Raw genomic sequence first — 15,544 nt, 5'->3', positions numbered from 1 at the left:
GGCCGACGCTGGTCGCATGACGACGACAGCACCCCGCCCGGGGACATCGGCGCCCGACGCGACGCCCACCGGACCGCCCGGACGCGGCACCACGCCCGACGTCGACACGCCTCGCCCCTCGCCCGGCCGCGCCGCCGCACTGACCCTCGGGACCGCCCTCGCGCCGGCCGTGTGGGGGACCACCTACATCGTCACCACCGACCTGCTGCCGGCGAACCACCCGATGTTCGCCGCGCTCATGCGCGCGCTCCCGGCAGGCCTGCTCGGCCTGCTCGTCGCCCGCCGGCTGCCCCGCGGCGCGTGGTGGTGGCGGTCCGCCGTGCTCGGCACGCTCAACATGGCCATCTTCTTCCCGCTGCTCTTCGTGGCCGCGGAGCGGCTGCCGGGCGGCGTCGCCTCGACCCTCGGCGCCACTCAGCCGATCCTCATCACCTTCCTCGCGGTCCTCATCCTCTCGGAGCGTCTCTCACGGTGGCGGCTCGCGTGGGGCGTCGTCGGCGTGCTGGGGGTCGGTCTCGTCGTGCTCGGACCCGACGCGGCGCTCGACCCGGTCGGCATCGCCGCGGGCATCCTCGGCGCCGCCTCCATGGGCACCGGCGTCGTGCTCACCAAGCGGTGGGGCCGGCCCGACGACGTGGGGCCCGTGGGGTTCGCCTCCTGGCAGCTGACCGCGGGCGGCCTCGTCCTGCTCGTCCCGACCCTCGTCGTCGACGGCGTTCCCACCGGCATCGACGCCCCGGCCGTCGCCGGGTACGCGTGGCTCGGCCTCGTGGGCGGGCTCATCGCCTACTCGCTGTGGTTCGCCGGGGTCCGCTCCCGCCCGGTCACCGCGACGGCACTCCTCGGCCTGCTCTCCCCCCTCGTCGCGGCGGTCCTCGGGGCCGCCGTCGTCGGAGAGCGCCTCACCCCGGTCCAGCTGGTCGGGTTCGCCCTCGCCCTGGCCGCCCTCGCCGCGGGCCAGCTCGCGCCGCGGCGCCGAAGGCCTGGCGCACGCCGCAGCAGCCAGCCGTCCCCTCGACGCTCCCGCATCGACGCGCACGCTCCGCACACCCCGACGACGCAGGAGGTCGCATCGTGAGGATCGTCGTCATCGGCGCGACCGGCATGGTCGGAACCCAGCTCACCAGCGAGGCCACGCGGCGCGGGCACGACGTCGTCGCCGTCTCGCGGAACCCAGGGGGCACCCGCACGGACACGCGGCTCCTCGTCGTCGGGGGTGCCGGCCCGCTCAGCTCTCCCGGGCGGGCGGACCCGGCACCGGGTGATGCGGAAGCGGTCCCGACGGAAGGCTGCCCGGCGCCCGGGGACGGCGGCCTGCTCGTCGTCGACGATCCGAGGTTCGTCCCGCCATCGTGGCGTGCCGTCGCGGCAGCGAGCCTGGACCAGCTGGCGGCGTGCGTCGTCCATCCGTACGAGGGGTGGACCTACCTCAGCCCGCCCGCCGTCCTCGCGCCCGGCGAGCGCTCGGGCCGCTACCGACGCGGGACCACCACCCTGCTCACGGACCCGGACGGCCGTTCGAGCATCTCGGTGGAGGATCTCGCGGTGGCCGCGATCGACGAGGTCGAGGTTCCGGGCACCGACCGGCACATCACCGTCGCGCGAAGCCACACGGAACACCCCCGCATCGACCGCTGACGCCGGCGCCTCGCCCGGGCCTCGGCGAGGTCGTGCCCGGACCGTCGAGATCGTGCCTCGCGCGCACGACCTCGCCGCCCCAAGCACGACCTCGTCGGAGATGCCCGCAGCAGGCCGAGGCGGACCAGGACGATCCGCGCCGAGAATCTCCTTGCGCATCGACTGAACACGCGTATAGCCTACTGAACATGAGTTCAACGTCCGAGGATCTCACCACCAGGGCCCGCATCCGGGACGCCGCGATCCACCGGTTCGCGGCCCACGGCCTCGACGCGTCGCTGCGCAGCATCGCCGCAGACGCCGGGGTCAGCGCGGGCCTGATCCTCCACCACTTCGGCTCGCGCGCCGGCCTCCGCGAGGCCTGCGACGAGCACGTCCTGGCGCAGATCCGCGACTTCAAGTCCTCGGTCCTCCGGTCGAACGCCCGGGCGGCCGCGATGCTCATCCCGCTCGCGGGTATCGAGGGCTACACGACGCTCGTCGGCTACGTGCTGCGTGCACTGCAGCACGGGGGCGAGCTGACCGACCGGTTCGTGAACGCCTCCGTCGACAACACGTCCGTCTACGTCCAGGAGGCGGTCGACGACGGCGTCGTCCGCCCGAGCCGCGCCCCCGCCGCGCGCGCCCGGGCGCTCACCGTCCTGTCCCTCGGCGCGCTGCTCCTCCAGCTCCCGGGCCGGCAGGAGCACTGGGACCTCGAGGAGCTGCCCGCCATGCTGCGCGCCTACGCCGACACGATGACGCTCCCGCTGCTCGAGCTGTACACCGAGCCGCTGCTCACCAGCCCCGACCTGCTCGCCGCCTACCTCGCCACGCCCGACGGTGCCAGGGCCGCGCAGGAGGGCCGGGCGACCGACGGGCTCGACGACGAGGACTCCGACCCTTCCGACCGCACCACCGCCACACCCTCCGACGACGACCCCGCGGCAGGGGCGCCCGCCGCCACCGACCCCGCACCTTCCACCACGTCCCACAGGAGCACCGCATGACCAGCCCCGCGATCGAGGTCGCCGACCTCGTCAAGACCTTCGGCTCCACCCGCGCGCTCGACGGCTTCGAGCTCACCGTGCCCACCGGGCGCGTCACCGGATTCCTCGGCCCCAACGGCGCAGGGAAGTCCACGACCATCCGCGTGCTGCTCGGCATGCTCCGCGCCGACTCCGGCCGCGCCACCGTGCTCGGCCAGGACCCCTGGTCCGACGCCGTCGCCGTGCACCGCCGCCTCGCCTACGTCCCCGGCGACACGAGCCTGTGGCCGAACCTCACCGGCGGCGAGGCGATCGACGTGTTCACCCGCCTGCACGGCGGCACCGCCGACCGGCGACGCCGCGAGGAGCTGATCGAGCGCTTCGAGCTCGACCCGACGAAGAAGGCGCGCACGTACTCCAAGGGCAACCGGCAGAAGGTCGCCCTGGTCTCGGCACTCGCCTCCGACGCCGAGCTGTTCCTCCTCGACGAGCCGACCTCCGGCCTCGACCCCCTGATGGAGGCCGTGTTCACCGACGAGGTCCGGAAGCTGCGCGCGGACGGCCGCACGGTCCTGCTGTCGAGCCACATCCTCGGCGAGGTCGAGAAGCTGTGCGACACCGTGACGATCATCCGGGCGGGCCGAGCCGTCGAGTCCGGCACCCTCGCCGAGATGCGCCACCTCACGCGCTCGACCGTCACCGCGACGACCAGCCACCCCGCCGAGGCGTTCACCCGCCTCGACGGCGTCCACGACCTCGCCCGCGAGGGTGACCGCCTCACCTTCGACATCGACAACGCCCGGATCAACGAGGTCCTCCAGGTGCTCGCCGACTTCGGCGTCGAGAACCTGTCCATCACCCCGCCGTCGCTGGAGGACCTCTTCATGCGCCACTACGGCGACGACGTGAGCGAGGCCGCCTGATGACCGCCACAGCCACCGGTCGCACCGACGTCCCGCCGGCACGCCGCACGGACCGACCACCGCCCGACGCCGGCACAAGCCTCACGGGGACAGCGACCCTGGTCCGGCTCAACCTGCGGCTCGACCGGGTCCGCATCGCGGTGTGGGCGCTCGCCGTCGGGCTCGTCGTCCTCGGCTCGGTCTACTCCCTCGAAGGCGCGTTCCCCACCCAGGAGTCGCTCCAGGGCCGCGCCGACCTCATGTCGAGCCCGGCCGCGGTCATCATGAGCGGCCCGGCGTTCGCTCTCGACGACTACACGTTCGGCGCGATGGTCGCCAACGAGCTCGTGCTCTACGTGCTCCTCGCGGCGAGCATCATGTCGATCCTCCTGGCCGTGCGGCACACCCGCGCCGAGGAGGAGTCTGGGCGCCTCGAGCTCATCCGCTCGCTCCCCGTCGGCCGGTTCGCCGCGCCGACGGCGTCCGTCGTCACCGTCGCCGTCGCCAACGTCCTCGTCGGCGCGGCAGTGACGATCAGCCTGGTCGTCCCCGGGATGGCTGTCACCGACTCGCTCGCCCTGGGGCTCGCCACGGCGCTGACCGGCATGGTGTTCGCCGCGCTCGCCACGGTGGTCGCCCAGACCACCGAGCACGCTGGCGGGGCGAGCGGGCTGTCGGCCGCCGTCCTCGCGGGCGCCTTCCTCGTCCGCGGCATCGGCGACGTCATCGAGCCCACGGGCTCGTGGCTGTCCTGGTTCTCGCCGCTGGCCTGGGCCCAGCAGACCCGCCTGTTCGTCGACCTCAGGTGGTGGCCGCTCGCGGTCTCGGCGGCCGCCGTCGTCGTCCTGTACGTCGTGGCCGTCAGCCTCGCCCGCAGGCGTGACCTCGGCGCCGGCCTGCGCCGCCCCTCCCCCGGGCCCGCCAACGCGGCGCGCTCGCTGCTCTCCCCGGCCGGGCTCGCCGAGCGGCTCCTGCGCGGCTCGGTCATCGCCTGGGGAGTGGGGACCTTCCTGTTCGCCGTGGCGATGGGTTCCCTCGCCGGATCGATCGACGACATGCTCGAGGACAACCCCACTCTGCAGGACTGGGTCGCCCTGGAGGGCACGGACATGACCGCGCAGTTCGCGGGCATCATCCTCACGATCGTCCTCGTGGCACCGATGATCCTCGCCGTCTCGGGCGTGCTACGGCTCAAGGCCGAGGAGTCCTCGGGCCGCACCGAGCAGACGATCGTCACCGGCAGCTCGCGGACCGGCTACCTCGGGGGGTGGCTGCTGACGGTCGCCGTGCACATGGTCCTCCTCACCGTGGTCTCCGGTCTGGGCACCGGGATCGGCGTGGCCCTCGGGGTCGGCGAGGCCTCCCGGATCGGCGAGCTCACCCTCGCCGCGCTGGTGTACCTGCCGGCGATCGCGGTGCTCGCCGGGCTCGCGGTCGCGACGTTCGGCCTGGCGCCTCGCCTGACGGTCCTGGCGTGGCTGCTGGTGGTGTGGACGGCGCTCGTGCTGTTCCTCGGCGGCCTGCTCGACCTCCCGGACTGGGCGCTCGCGGTGTCCCCGTTCGACAGCACGCCGGCCCTGCCCGCGGAGGATCTCGAGGTGGCCCGGCTGCTCGTGCTGACGGGCATCGCCGCGGTGCTCGTCGTCGTCGGGGCGCTCGGGTTCCGACGCCGGGACGTCACCTCGCGCTGACCTCCGGCTCGAGCGCCCGGGCGAGGTCGGCCCAGACGTCCTCCACGTCCTCGATCCCGACGCTCATGCGCACCAGGCCCGTCCGGGTGCCCTCGCCCCAGCGGTTGCGCCGCTCGGCGGTGGTCTCGACGCCGCCAAGCGAGGTCGCCATGATGACGAGCTCGGTGCGGGCGAGCACGCGGTCCGCCGCGTCCTCGCTCCTCAGGCAGAAGGACACGACGGCGCCGAACCCACTCATCGTGCGGGCGGCGAGCTCGTGCCCGGGGTCGTCCGGCAGGCCCGGGTAGGCCACCGAGGTGACCGCCGGGTGGTCCGCGAGGCGCTCGGCGAGGACCTGGGCGCTCGCCTCGGCGCGGTCGAGGCGGACGGCGAGCGTGCGCAGACCGCGCAGGGCGAGGAAGGTCTCCATGCCGCCGGGGAAGCCGCCGTGCAGGGAGCGCTGCCGCACGATCGGCGCGAGGGCGTCGGGGTCTCGGGCGACGACCACGCCCATGAGCAGGTCGGAGTGCCCGCCGATGTACTTGGTGGCCGAGTGCACGACGTACGTGGCGCCGAGCTCGAGCGGCCGGAGCCGCAGCGGGGTGGCGAACGTCGAGTCGACCGCCACCGGCACGCCACGCTCGGCGGCGATCGCGGCGAGGGCCTCGACGTCGAGGATCTCGAGCAACGGGTTGCTCGGCGTCTCGAGCCACAGCAGCGCCGGCACACCCTCTGCGGCCGCGGCGTCGAGGGCGGCGGCGACGGCGTCGTGGTCGGTGGCGTCGACGGGGACGTCGCGCAGGCGCCCCAGCGCGGTGAGGTCGGCGAGCAGCGAGCGCACGCCGTGGTAGATCGTCGAGGAGCTGACCACGTGCGTGCCGACCGGCATCGTCTCGACGATCGCCGCGGCCGCCCCCATGCCGGAGGAGAAGGCGACGGCGTGCCCGCCGTCCAGGGAGCCGAGAGCGGCCTCCAGGGCGGTGGTGCCGTCGGTCCCGAACCGGGTGTAGTCGGTGCCGCCCTCGCGCAGCGTCGACGCCAGCGACGGCGGCACGTTGAGGGGTGCGCCGGGCCCGGCGGGGCGGCCGAGGGCGACGGCGCGGGTACGGGCGGACCAGGTCTCGTTCACCCGGCCAGGGTAGGTCGCGGCCCGATCGGCGAGCCCGGGCGCCCGGCGCGGTGTCAGCGCATACGGGGCGGCAGAAGCCTCTCGAGCGGGAAGTAGGGCAGGTACAGCACGCCCGAGAGGTTGTGCCTGAACGTGATGCCCATGATCGCCTTGATGCCCGAGTGCATGGAGAAGGCACTGACCGCCCAGAGGCGGGCGAGACGGCGGTCGAGCAGCGCGAGCGGTGCCGCGAGCTCGAGGACGAGCGACCCGGCGGCCGAGACCGTGAACAGGAACGTCTGGTCGTAGAGCCGGATCCCGAGGCCGGCGGCCTCGCTGCCGAGGAGCTCCTTGCGCAGGCCGTCGGCCGCGATCTGCCGACGCAGCACCTCGCCGTCGGCCCACCGCCAGCCCATCGGGCCCAGCACCTTGGCGTAACCGGCGAGGAAGTAGTTGACGGCGGTGACGGCCTGCATCCCGCGCACGGGCGCGGCGTACCGCCAGGACGGCGCCGGCGCCCCTGGGTGAGCCGGGCCCGGGGTCGTCGCCGTCGGGCCCACCCGTCGCCTGAGGAGCCGGTCGACCGAGACGGCGTCGGCGGACGGGGTCACGCCCAGCACCGCGGTGTGCAGGACGAGGTTGTTGTCGCTGTGGAAGATCATCGACCACGAGTTGCGGTAGGACAGCGTCCACGTGAGCAGGGCGGCGTGCAGGGGTCCCGTCACCCGGTGGCGGACGCCGAGAGTGAACGCGACGTCGCTGGCGAGGGTGGCGTACATCAGGGCGTCGGCGACGGGCGCCGGCAGCGGACGCCGGAGGATCTTCACCGGGCCGACGGGCTGGAACAGGCCGGGGTCGGTGCGGTGGACGCGGCGGAACATCCGCACGCGCCTGCCCAGGTAGTAGGCGGTGTAGGCGCCGGTCGCGACCCGGTTGAGCGCGGGTCGCGCGGCCGCGGTGGCGGGCAGGAGGCGCCGGTCGAGGGCGGACGCGAGGCGCCGGGCGCCGGCGCGGATCCGGGTGGACATCGAAGGTCTCCAGGTGGGCCGGGGACGGGCGGGTCGGTACGTCGGGGCGGGTGCGTCGGCACTGGTACGTCGGGGACCGGGTGCGCCGAGCGGGAGGCACGCCGGGCGGCGGGATCGCGCGGTCGGTCAGGTCATGGTGCGCGGGACCGGCACCTCGGCGAGCACGGTGCGGCGTCGGGGCGTGCGGTCCCCCGCGAAGAAGTCGTCGAAGCGGTGCACGCTGGTGACGACGCGGACGTGGCGGACCGCGGCGTCGTCGCGCGCCGACGACGCCGCGACCGACGCCGCGACGAGGCGCGCGACCTCCTCGGCCCGCCCCTCGCGCACGCGGCGGTTGATCTGGCGGCGCACCTGGTTGAGGCCGCCGGTCCCGGCGTGGCCGCAGTGCAGGATCCGCTCGGTGCCGTCGGCGTCGATGCCGAGCAGGTGGTGCACGGTGCCGTTCCTCGTCCGGCGCACGGAGAACATCGGGTAGTAGGACAGGGGGAAGCCGTCGACCCGTTCCTTTGCCGGGCGGCGGTTCTGCCGGATCGGCGCGGCCACGACCGCGCACAGCGCGATCCCCGCGAGGTAGGTGAGGGTCTTGGCGCGGCCGGGCGAGCTCGCTGCCCGGCCCCGGTGCGAGGTCGCGGCGAGCCGGTTCATCGGGTCACCTCGATACTGGTCATGTCCACTCCTTCGTGTCTTCGTCCCGGGCTCGTCGAGCGTCGGAGGTGGGCGAGCGCCGCGCGGGCCGCGTGGTAGCCGTTCATGCCGTGGACGCCGCCGCCGGGGGGTGTCGACGCCGAGCACACGAACAGCCCGGGCACCCCCAGCCCGTAGGGCCGCAGGGTGGCGCGCGGCCGCAGCAGGAGCTGCGCCCCACCCATCGAGCCCCCGATGACGTCACCGCCGACGAGGTTGGCGTTCCACGCCGCGAGGTCGGCGGGCGCGGATTCCACCCGGCCCAGCACGCGGTCGCGGAACCCGGGGGCGAACCGTTCGATCTGTGCGTCGATCCGGTCCCCCACCGGTGCCGCCGAGCCGTGCGGGGTGTGGGCGTAGGCGTAGAGCACCTGGCGGCCGGCGGGGGCGCGTCCGGGGTCGAGGGCGTTCTGCTGGGCGACGAGGACGTAGGGCCGGTCGGGGTGGCGGCCGCGGTGGACGTCGCGCTCGGCGGCCGCGATCTCGTCGAGCGTGCCGCCGAGGTGGACGGTGCCGGCGCGGCCGACGCGCTCGTCGCGCCACGGCACGGGGCCGTCGAGGAGGTAGTCGACCTTGTGGGTGGCGGTGCCGTAGCGCCAGCGGCGCAGCCCGCGGGCCACGCCGTCGGGCAGCTCGTCGCCGACGAGGTCGGCGACGGCGTGGGGCCCGAGATCGAGCAGCACGACGTCCGCGGGCCGCACCTGCGCGAGGTCGGTGATCTCGGCGCCGGTGACCACCCGCCCGCCGTGCGCCTCGAGCTCGGCGACCAGCGCGGCCGCGATCGCGCGAGACCCGCCGCGGGCGACGGGCCAGCCGGTCGCGTGGGCGGCGGCGCCGAAGAGGACGCCGAAGGCGGCGGTCAGCGGGTGGGTCAGCGGCAGGACGGAGTGCGCGGAGGTCCCGGCGAACAGGGCGCGCGCCCGCTCCGCACGGAAGAGGGTCCTCGCGACGGTGGTCGCCGGCAGCGCGCCGCGCAGCCCGAGGCGGGCGAGCGCCGCGGGGTGACGCGGAACGCGGAGCATCGGTCCGAGGAAGCCCGCGGTCGTCTCCTGCCAGGCGTCGACGACGGGGCCGTAGAGGCGCTGCCACGCCCTGCCGTCGCGTCCGAGGTCGGCGGCCGTGTACCTCAGCGAGCGGTACTGGACGGCGGCCGGACGGTCGTCGAGCGGGTGAGCCACGGGGATGTCCGGCTGGATCCACTCCAGCCCGTGCCGTGCGAGGTCGAGGGTGGCGAGGAACGGGCTCGCGATGCCGAACGGATGGACCGCGGAGCCGAGGTCGACCGTCGTCCCCTCGCCGAGGACCGGCCCGGAGCGGGTGGCCCCGCCCGGTTCCGGCCCGGCCTCGTAGACGGTGACGGCGATCCCCGCGCGAGCCAGCGCGACCGCGGCGGCCAGCCCGTTGGGGCCCGACCCGACGACGGCTGCGGTCCGGCCGGCCACGGCCGGGTCGTGCCCGACGTCGAACGGCGAGCGGCTCATGCCGGCACCGCCTCGGCGAGCCGTGCGGCGTCGTCGTCGGACGAGAGGAGCTCCGCGGGGGTGGCGACCCTGGTGAGCCGGCCGTCCTCCAGGCACCAGACGACGTCGGAGGACGCCATGAGCTCGTGCCGGTGCGTGACCACCAGGGCGGTGCCGTGGTGGTCGGCCAGCACGCGGTCGACGACACGTGAGTTCTCGGGGTCGAGGTGGGCCTCGGCCTCGTCGAGCACAAGCAGCGCGGGCCGGCCCAGGGCGGCGCGGGCGATGGAGATGCGCGCCTGCTGGCCGGCGGAGAGCCGGCCGCCGCCGGGGCCGACGTCGGTGTCCCAGCCGTCGGGCAGGGAGGCGACGAGCTCGTCGAGGCCGCACAGGCGGGTCACGCGCTCGAGCTCGGCGTCCTCGACCCTGGGGATCCGGTAGGTGACGTTGCGCCGGACGCTGCCCGAGAGCAGGGGCATGCTCGGCGAGGAGATCCCGATCGAGCGCCGGACGGAGCGCAGCGAGCGGTGCCGGACGTCCTGCCCGTCGATGCGCACGGTCCCGGCGTCGGGGTCGACGAGGCGGGCCACGACGGAGGTGAGCGTGGACTTGCCCGCGCCGTTGGGTCCGACGACGGCGACCCGGGTGCCGGGCTCGGCGCGGACGGTGACGTCGGTCAGCGCGGTGCCGAGGCTGACGTCGTCGACCTCGACGAGGCCGCGGTCGACCTCGATGTCCGGCGCGCCGGGCGTGACCGGCAGCGGGGCGATGTCGAGGAACCGGCGCACGGCCGCCATGGCGACCTTCGCGCGGGAGGCGTACTCGGCGACCCGCCCGAGGTCCCGCAGGTAGCCGGCGAGCATGCCGGCCACGCTCACGCCGGCGACGATCGTGCCCGGGGAGGCCCGGCCGGCCGTGACCTCGGTGCCGCCGACCACCAGGGCGGCTGCGCTCGCGGCGACGGCGGTGCCCTCGGCGATGGCGCGGGCGGCGCCCGAGGCACGTGCCTGGTCGACCATGGCGGCGGCGACCTTCTCGCTGTGCCGGCCGACCCGCTTGCCCTCGCGGCGTTCCTGGCCGGCGGCCTGGAGCACGGCGACCTGGGTGAGCCGCTCGGTGACCTCGCCGGTCAGGCGGGACCGGCGTCGCCGGGAGACCTTGGCGGTGCGCATCATCCACGGGGTGATGGCGAGCGTGAGCGCACCGCCGAGGACGAGCACCCCGCCGACGGCCAGGCCGAGGGTGAGGTTCATCCACGCGACGGCGGTGATCGCCAGGGCGATGGCGACGCCGGCCACGGTGAGGCGGGCGAGGCCGCGGCTGACCCACAGCCGCAGGGCGGACAGGTCGCCGACGAACTTCATCAGCATGTCGCCGCGGCCGCGGCGGCCGAGCTCGCGCGCCGGGACGGCGGTGAGGTGCGTGAAGAGGACGGCGCGGACCTCAGTGACGTAGTGCTGGCCGAGCTTCTCCGACTCCGTGCGCTCGGCCCCGCGCATCCAGGCGCTGATCAGCACGCAGGCGAGCAGGCCGACGACGAGGGTCGTCAGTCCCATCGCACCGGGGGACGGCTGAGAGCCCTGGCCGCCGGCCGCCGACCCGAGGAGGGTGTCGAAGCCACGCTGGGTGAGCATCGCGACGCCGACGGCGGCGAGCGCCTGGCCCACGCCGATGCCGATGAGCAGGACGAAGCGCAGGCGTCGCCCGGCGCCGATCGGGCGCGGGACGCTCGGGGCCTTGGGGACCGGTGGCTCGTTCTCGGCCGGCGGCGCGTGCGCGGAGCCGACGTCGTGGGCCTCGGACGTCGGCGCGCGCACGGAGGCGACGTCGTGGGCCTCGGACGGGGTGGGCGCCGAGTACGGCGTCGGCGCGCCCGTCGGCCGGGGAACCGGACGGGTCATGGTCAGACCGCCTTCGCGTCCTCGCTGAGCGCGGCGAGGCCCGGCACACCCCGGGTACGGGTGGCCAGGGCGGCGTCGCGCAGCATCACGGCCTGCTCGGGCTCGTCGAGGGCCATCGTGTCGACGATAGTCATGTTCGGGTGCACGGCCTCGAGCTCGCGGACCGCCAGCGGCGCGGACGTGAGCAGGCCGCTGACGGCGAGGAGCGGGAGATCGGCGTCGGCGAGCCAGCGCACACCCGCGACGGCGCCGAGCGCGTCCCGCGCGGCGAACACCACGCCGTCGGTCCGTGCCGTCGGTCTGTCGCTGTGTCGCCGCGCGTGCCGTCTCCGGCTGACTGGAACGCTAGAAACCCCTGGTGAGAGAGGAGTCACCGCCGAGATAAGACCGCGCTCACACGGGGGTCGGACGACGTGCGGACGCCGCGTCGGACGGCTCGGACCCTGCGCGTGCCGCCCCTACGCTGTCGACCTATGGACGACGCACACCGGCCCGGACCCGACGACGCCGGTCGGGACGACGACCCGGCCCGCGCGGACGACCCCGCGGTCGCGATCGGGGGCATCCACGGGTCCGACCGGACGTGGACGTACGCGATCTTCGGCGGTGGCGGCGCGGCGGTCGGCGCCCTGGTCCCGCTGCTGGCGGGCTGGGCCGCGCGGGTGCCGTGGATGCCGTTCCAGGGGCCGCTCGAGCTGATCGGGTCGTTCGACCAGTCCTGGCTCTCGTGGGGCAGGCCGCTGCTCGGGCTGCTGCTGGGCCTGGCGCTCGGCGCCGTCGTCGTGCATCGCGCCACGGTCCTCATGGTGAGCCGCGAGCGGATCACGGTGACGCGCGGCAACGAGGTGGTCCGGGAGATCGCGCGCGACCAGGTCGACGCCGTGTACCCCGAGAAGGGTCACCTCGTCGTCGAGACCGCCGCCGGCCGTCGCCTGTACGACGACGAGCTCGAGGGAGACCGCGGCCGGCACCGCGAGGTGCTGCTCGCGGCCGGCTACCCGTGGGAGGGACCGCGCGACTGACCCCGCCAGGTCGCCCGGCGTCCGGTCGCCGAGAGTGGGGGTGCGAGCGCGGGGCCGGCCGTCACCGGTCGACGACCGTGAACGTCCCGTCGCGTCGGGTGTCCTCGGCACCGCGCACCTCGCGGGCGCCGTGGTCGATCGCCAGCGCCTGTACCGAGCCGAAGACGTGGTCCTCGGGGTCCGGTACCTCGATCGAGTACCCGAGCCCGGCGAGCGCATCCGCGGTGGCAGCGTCCGGGGCCGCCTCCATCTGCAGGATCTGCCCCTCGGCGTGCGCCCGGGGCGCGGCGACCGCCTCCTCGAGGCTCTGGTCGTGGAGCACCCACCGGGCGACGACGCCGGTGAGGATGTTGGGGATCCGCCGACCGCCGGGCGTGCCGATCGCGAGGACGGGCCGGTCCTCGCCGTCGACGACGACCGCGGGGATCGACCAGCTGACCGACCGTCGGCCGGGTGCCGGCTCGTTGGCGTCGGTGGTCCCGATGGCCTCGAACCGGGTGAGCTGATCGTTGAGGAAGAATCCGCCGACGCTCTGCCCCGACCCCCAGAAGTGCGTGATGGTGTTCGTCATCGACACGGCCAGCCCGTCCGCGTCCACCACGCTGACGTGGGTCGTGTTGCCCGCCTCCGCGAGGTCGGCCCGTTCCGGCACCGCCGGGGCAGGCCCGGCGGGCGCGGGCCCGTCGACGCTCGGGTCGATCGGCAGCGCCCCGGCGAGCTCCGCGTTGGCCCCGGGGTCGGTGATCTCGTCGAGCGGCACGTCGACGAAGGCGGGGTCGCCCAGCAGGGTCTGCGCGGTCCCGTCCGCCACCTGCCAGGCGCCGGCGAGTCGGTGGGTGTGGTCCGCGGTGCCCGGCTCGAGGTCGGCGACGCCCAGAGCCTCGGCGACCTGAAGCTGCTGGACGAGGGCGGCCCCCGGCAGGGGCGGTGCGGCGGCGAGCACCTCGTGGTCACCGAGCGCCCCGCGCGCGGGCTGCGAGCGGACCACCTGGTAGCCCGCGAGCGAGCCAGGGTCGAGCCCCGGAGCGGCGGCGAGGTCGCTGCTCAGGGTGCCGGTGTAGAAGGCGTCCGCGCCCTCGTCCGCGAGCACGCCCAGCGTCGCGGCGAGCTCGTCCTGGACGAGGGTCTCCCCCTCGTCGAGGGGCGTGCCGCCGGTGGTGAACTGGGGGTTCTCTGCCGCCACCTGGCGCCCGGTGGGCGTGTCGAGCAGACCGGCGAGAACCTCGGAGACCGGGTGCCCGTCGGACGCGAGCTCGATCGCGGGCTCGAGGAGCCGGCTCCACTCGAGGCGCCCGTGGTCCGCGTGCAGCTCCGCCATGCCGGCGACGAACCCGGGGACGCCGGTTCCGCCCGGGGGGACGACGCCGTCGTCGGGGACGACCTCCCGGTAGTCGTACGCCTGCGGGTCCTCGTCCCCGACCGTGGGGACGACGAGTGTCGCGCCGCCGCCCCCGACGCCGGACGCGAACGGCTCGACGACCGAGACGGCGAACGCGGTGGCGATCGCCGCGTCGACGGCGGACCCGCCGTCGGCGAGGACCTCCGTTCCCGCCTCGACGGCGGCGGGGTCGCCGGCGCTCACGCCCATCGAGTCCAGGGCCGTCTCGTCCGGTGGGTCCGGCGGGGTCTCCGTCGCCTCTGCCGAGGGTGCCTCCGACGGCGAGGTCCCGTGCGTCGGGCTGGGCCCGTCGGTCGGCGCGGGCGGGGAACCGGGCTCCGTGGTGGGCTCCGGTCCCGACGAGGGCTCCGACGCGGTGCACCCCCCGGCGAGCGTCGCCGCCGCGACCACCACCACCGCGAGGCGGGAGCGCGCGGACGCGTGCCGTCGTCGTGTCATCGTTCCTCCACCTCACACCGACGTCGTGGCACCGTCCAGGTTGGCATGCCGCGCCCCCACGCGCCGGTCGGCCGGCGCTCCCGGGCCGCGGGCACGCGCACGACGGGGCCGGGGTGGTCGTCGCAACCCCGGTGGCCGCGCCCTTTCGCCAGCAGGCACGCGCTCTCGGTAACCTCGCAGCAAGGCCACCCGAGAGCCCACGGCGCGGTCGGTCCACAGTCGGGGAGGTGGGGGCGTGTGACCGATGACCACCGCGGGGCCGTGACGTCCGACCGGCGGGGGGACGAGCGGATCGTCGCCCTGGACGTCGCGCGCACGGTCGCGATCGTCGGGATGGTCGCCGTCAACGTCGGCCCGACCGGGGTGCCGGGCTGGGCGGGCTCCGTGTACAACCTGCCCCACGGGCGCGCGTCCGTGCTCTTCGTGCTGCTCGCCGGCGTCGGGCTCTCGATGCTGACCCGGCGCGTGCGCGGACCGCGCGGCCGGGAGTACCGGCCGCGCACCTGGCTGGTCGTCGCCTGGCGGGCCGCCCTGGTGCTCGTCATCGGGCTGGTCCTGCAGCTCCTGGACCACGGGTCCGACGTCATCCTCGTCACGTACGCGGTGCTGTTCGCCGTCGGCGGCCTCGTCATGGCGGCGTCCGACCGCGTGCTGCTGGTCGCTGCCGGGCTGGCCGTCGTCGCCGGCCCGCTGCTGTGGATGTGGCTCGGGACGGGCGACGTCTCCCCGGCGCCCGACCTGCTGATGACGCCGGTCGAGGCGGCGCGATCGGCGGTGCTGACCGGCCCATACCCGGTCGTCACCTGGCTGGCGCCGTTCCTGTTCGGGATGTGGCTCGGCCGGCGCGACCTCGGTGACCGCCCGACGCAGTGGCGACTCGCCGCGTGGGGGCTCGGCATCACCGTCGGCGCCGCCGTCGTCTCCGCCCTCGGCGCGGCTGCGTTCTACGACCCGGACGGCGAACCGTTCCCGGGCCTCCTCGTCACGAGCGCGGCGCACGGTCAGATGCCGTTGTGGCTCGTCGGTTCCGCGGCGAGCGCGGTGGCGGTCGTGGGCGTCGCGCTCCTGCTCGGCGACGAGCTCGCGCGCCCCTGGGCGCGGCCGCTCGTGGCAACGGGTCAGCTCGCTCTGACCATCTACGTCGGGCACCTGCTCGTGCTCGCCGCCCTCCGGCCCCTGCCGCACACGCTCACCCAGGGGTACGCACTGTCCGCGCTCATCGTCGTCGGTGCCGTGGCCGGGGCGACGGCCTGGCGCATCGGGATCGGTCGAGGGCCGCTCGAGTCGCTCCTGCGACCGCCCCGTCGGCGGCGGTGATCGCCCCTC

14 protein-coding genes are annotated in these 15,544 nt (G+C 75.2%); 7 read left to right on the top strand and 7 right to left on the bottom strand.

Translation table 11 applies throughout. The features are described from left to right. Positions 1 to 16: 16 nt before the first annotated feature. The 5 genes from ACZLKG_RS02140 (at position 17) to ACZLKG_RS02120 (ending at position 5,199) form a co-directional block, all read left to right on the top strand. The gene (locus ACZLKG_RS02140; RefSeq protein WP_463647777.1) at positions 17 to 1,078 is read left to right on the top strand and encodes an EamA family transporter; all 1,062 of its coding nucleotides are present in this window, start codon (positions 17 to 19) and stop codon (positions 1,076 to 1,078) included. Next, positions 1,075 to 1,638 (top strand): NAD(P)-dependent oxidoreductase, encoded by a 564-nt coding sequence (locus ACZLKG_RS02135; protein ID WP_463647776.1) that lies wholly within the window; start codon positions 1,075 to 1,077, stop codon positions 1,636 to 1,638. The genes ACZLKG_RS02140 and ACZLKG_RS02135 overlap by 4 nt, the downstream gene beginning before the upstream one ends. Before the next feature lie 188 nt (positions 1,639 to 1,826). Continuing rightward, positions 1,827 to 2,627 (top strand): TetR family transcriptional regulator, encoded by an 801-nt coding sequence (locus ACZLKG_RS02130; protein WP_463647775.1) that lies wholly within the window; start codon positions 1,827 to 1,829, stop codon positions 2,625 to 2,627. After that, positions 2,624 to 3,529: an ABC transporter ATP-binding protein gene (locus tag ACZLKG_RS02125; RefSeq protein ID WP_463647773.1), complete on the top strand. Its 906-nt coding sequence runs from the start codon at positions 2,624 to 2,626 to the stop codon at positions 3,527 to 3,529. Before ACZLKG_RS02130 ends, ACZLKG_RS02125 begins: the two co-directional genes overlap by 4 nt. Beyond that, on the top strand, positions 3,529 to 5,199 hold the full coding sequence (locus ACZLKG_RS02120; RefSeq protein ID WP_463647772.1) for an ABC transporter permease: 1,671 nt from the start codon (positions 3,529 to 3,531) through the stop codon (positions 5,197 to 5,199). The genes ACZLKG_RS02125 and ACZLKG_RS02120 overlap by 1 nt, the downstream gene beginning before the upstream one ends. On the opposite strand, the gene ACZLKG_RS02115 is transcribed toward ACZLKG_RS02120, so the two are convergent. The 6 genes from ACZLKG_RS02115 to ACZLKG_RS02090 all read right to left on the bottom strand — a co-directional run bounded on the left by ACZLKG_RS02115 (position 5,186) and on the right by ACZLKG_RS02090 (position 11,637). Continuing rightward, positions 5,186 to 6,307, bottom strand: a complete 1,122-nt coding sequence (locus ACZLKG_RS02115) for a trans-sulfuration enzyme family protein (protein ID WP_463647771.1) — start codon at positions 6,305 to 6,307, stop codon at positions 5,186 to 5,188. The genes ACZLKG_RS02120 and ACZLKG_RS02115 overlap by 14 nt on opposite strands. A 53-nt stretch (positions 6,308 to 6,360) precedes the next feature. After that, complete coding sequence (locus tag ACZLKG_RS02110) at positions 6,361 to 7,314, bottom strand: hypothetical protein (protein WP_463647770.1); 954 nt, start codon at positions 7,312 to 7,314, stop codon at positions 6,361 to 6,363. A 126-nt stretch (positions 7,315 to 7,440) separates the two neighbouring features. Beyond that, positions 7,441 to 7,959, bottom strand: coding sequence for a hypothetical protein (locus ACZLKG_RS02105; RefSeq protein WP_425707556.1), 519 nt, complete (start codon positions 7,957 to 7,959; stop codon positions 7,441 to 7,443). Then, entirely contained in the window at positions 7,956 to 9,479 is a 1,524-nt protein-coding gene (locus tag ACZLKG_RS02100) for a phytoene desaturase family protein (RefSeq protein ID WP_463647769.1), read from the bottom strand. The genes ACZLKG_RS02105 and ACZLKG_RS02100 overlap by 4 nt, the downstream gene beginning before the upstream one ends. After that, positions 9,476 to 11,359 (bottom strand): ATP-binding cassette domain-containing protein, encoded by a 1,884-nt coding sequence (locus ACZLKG_RS02095; protein WP_463647768.1) that lies wholly within the window; start codon positions 11,357 to 11,359, stop codon positions 9,476 to 9,478. The genes ACZLKG_RS02100 and ACZLKG_RS02095 overlap by 4 nt, the downstream gene beginning before the upstream one ends. Positions 11,360 to 11,361: 2 nt before the next feature. Then, on the bottom strand, positions 11,362 to 11,637 hold the full coding sequence (locus ACZLKG_RS02090) for a hypothetical protein (protein ID WP_425707553.1): 276 nt from the start codon (positions 11,635 to 11,637) through the stop codon (positions 11,362 to 11,364). Positions 11,638 to 11,832: 195 nt separating this feature from the next. On the opposite strand from ACZLKG_RS02090, the gene ACZLKG_RS02085 reads away from it, so the two are divergent. Then, entirely contained in the window at positions 11,833 to 12,381 is a 549-nt protein-coding gene (locus tag ACZLKG_RS02085) for a YqeB family protein (protein ID WP_425707552.1), read from the top strand. 61 nt (positions 12,382 to 12,442) lie between these two features. On the opposite strand, the gene ACZLKG_RS02080 is transcribed toward ACZLKG_RS02085, so the two are convergent. After that, positions 12,443 to 14,218, bottom strand: a complete 1,776-nt coding sequence (locus tag ACZLKG_RS02080) for a gamma-glutamyltransferase family protein (protein ID WP_463647767.1) — start codon at positions 14,216 to 14,218, stop codon at positions 12,443 to 12,445. Positions 14,219 to 14,455: 237 nt separating this feature from the next. On the opposite strand from ACZLKG_RS02080, the gene ACZLKG_RS02075 reads away from it, so the two are divergent. After that, positions 14,456 to 15,535, top strand: coding sequence for a DUF418 domain-containing protein (locus ACZLKG_RS02075; RefSeq protein WP_463647766.1), 1,080 nt, complete (start codon positions 14,456 to 14,458; stop codon positions 15,533 to 15,535). Positions 15,536 to 15,544 lie beyond the last annotated feature (9 nt).

It is taken from the genome of Georgenia sp. Z2081 (assembly GCF_055326445.1).
Note: the sequence above shows the minus strand (reverse complement) of the source record. Positions and strands in the feature narration are given on the sequence as shown.

Excerpts from the sequence above, each read along its gene's own strand:
- ACZLKG_RS02140 (WP_463647777.1), top strand. The coding sequence starts at position 17 with ATGACGACGACAGCACCCCGCCCGGGGACATCGGCGCCCGACGCGACG.
- ACZLKG_RS02130 (WP_463647775.1), top strand. The coding sequence starts at position 1,827 with ATGAGTTCAACGTCCGAGGATCTCACCACCAGGGCCCGCATCCGGGAC.
- ACZLKG_RS02125 (WP_463647773.1), top strand. The coding sequence starts at position 2,624 with ATGACCAGCCCCGCGATCGAGGTCGCCGACCTCGTCAAGACCTTCGGC.
- ACZLKG_RS02120 (WP_463647772.1), top strand. The coding sequence starts at position 3,529 with ATGACCGCCACAGCCACCGGTCGCACCGACGTCCCGCCGGCACGCCGC.
- ACZLKG_RS02110 (WP_463647770.1), bottom strand. The coding sequence starts at position 7,314 with ATGTCCACCCGGATCCGCGCCGGCGCCCGGCGCCTCGCGTCCGCCCTC.
- ACZLKG_RS02105 (WP_425707556.1), bottom strand. The coding sequence starts at position 7,959 with ATGAACCGGCTCGCCGCGACCTCGCACCGGGGCCGGGCAGCGAGCTCG.
- ACZLKG_RS02100 (WP_463647769.1), bottom strand. The coding sequence starts at position 9,479 with ATGAGCCGCTCGCCGTTCGACGTCGGGCACGACCCGGCCGTGGCCGGC.
- ACZLKG_RS02095 (WP_463647768.1), bottom strand. The coding sequence starts at position 11,359 with ATGACCCGTCCGGTTCCCCGGCCGACGGGCGCGCCGACGCCGTACTCG.
- ACZLKG_RS02085 (WP_425707552.1), top strand. The coding sequence starts at position 11,833 with ATGGACGACGCACACCGGCCCGGACCCGACGACGCCGGTCGGGACGAC.
- ACZLKG_RS02080 (WP_463647767.1), bottom strand. The coding sequence starts at position 14,218 with ATGACACGACGACGGCACGCGTCCGCGCGCTCCCGCCTCGCGGTGGTG.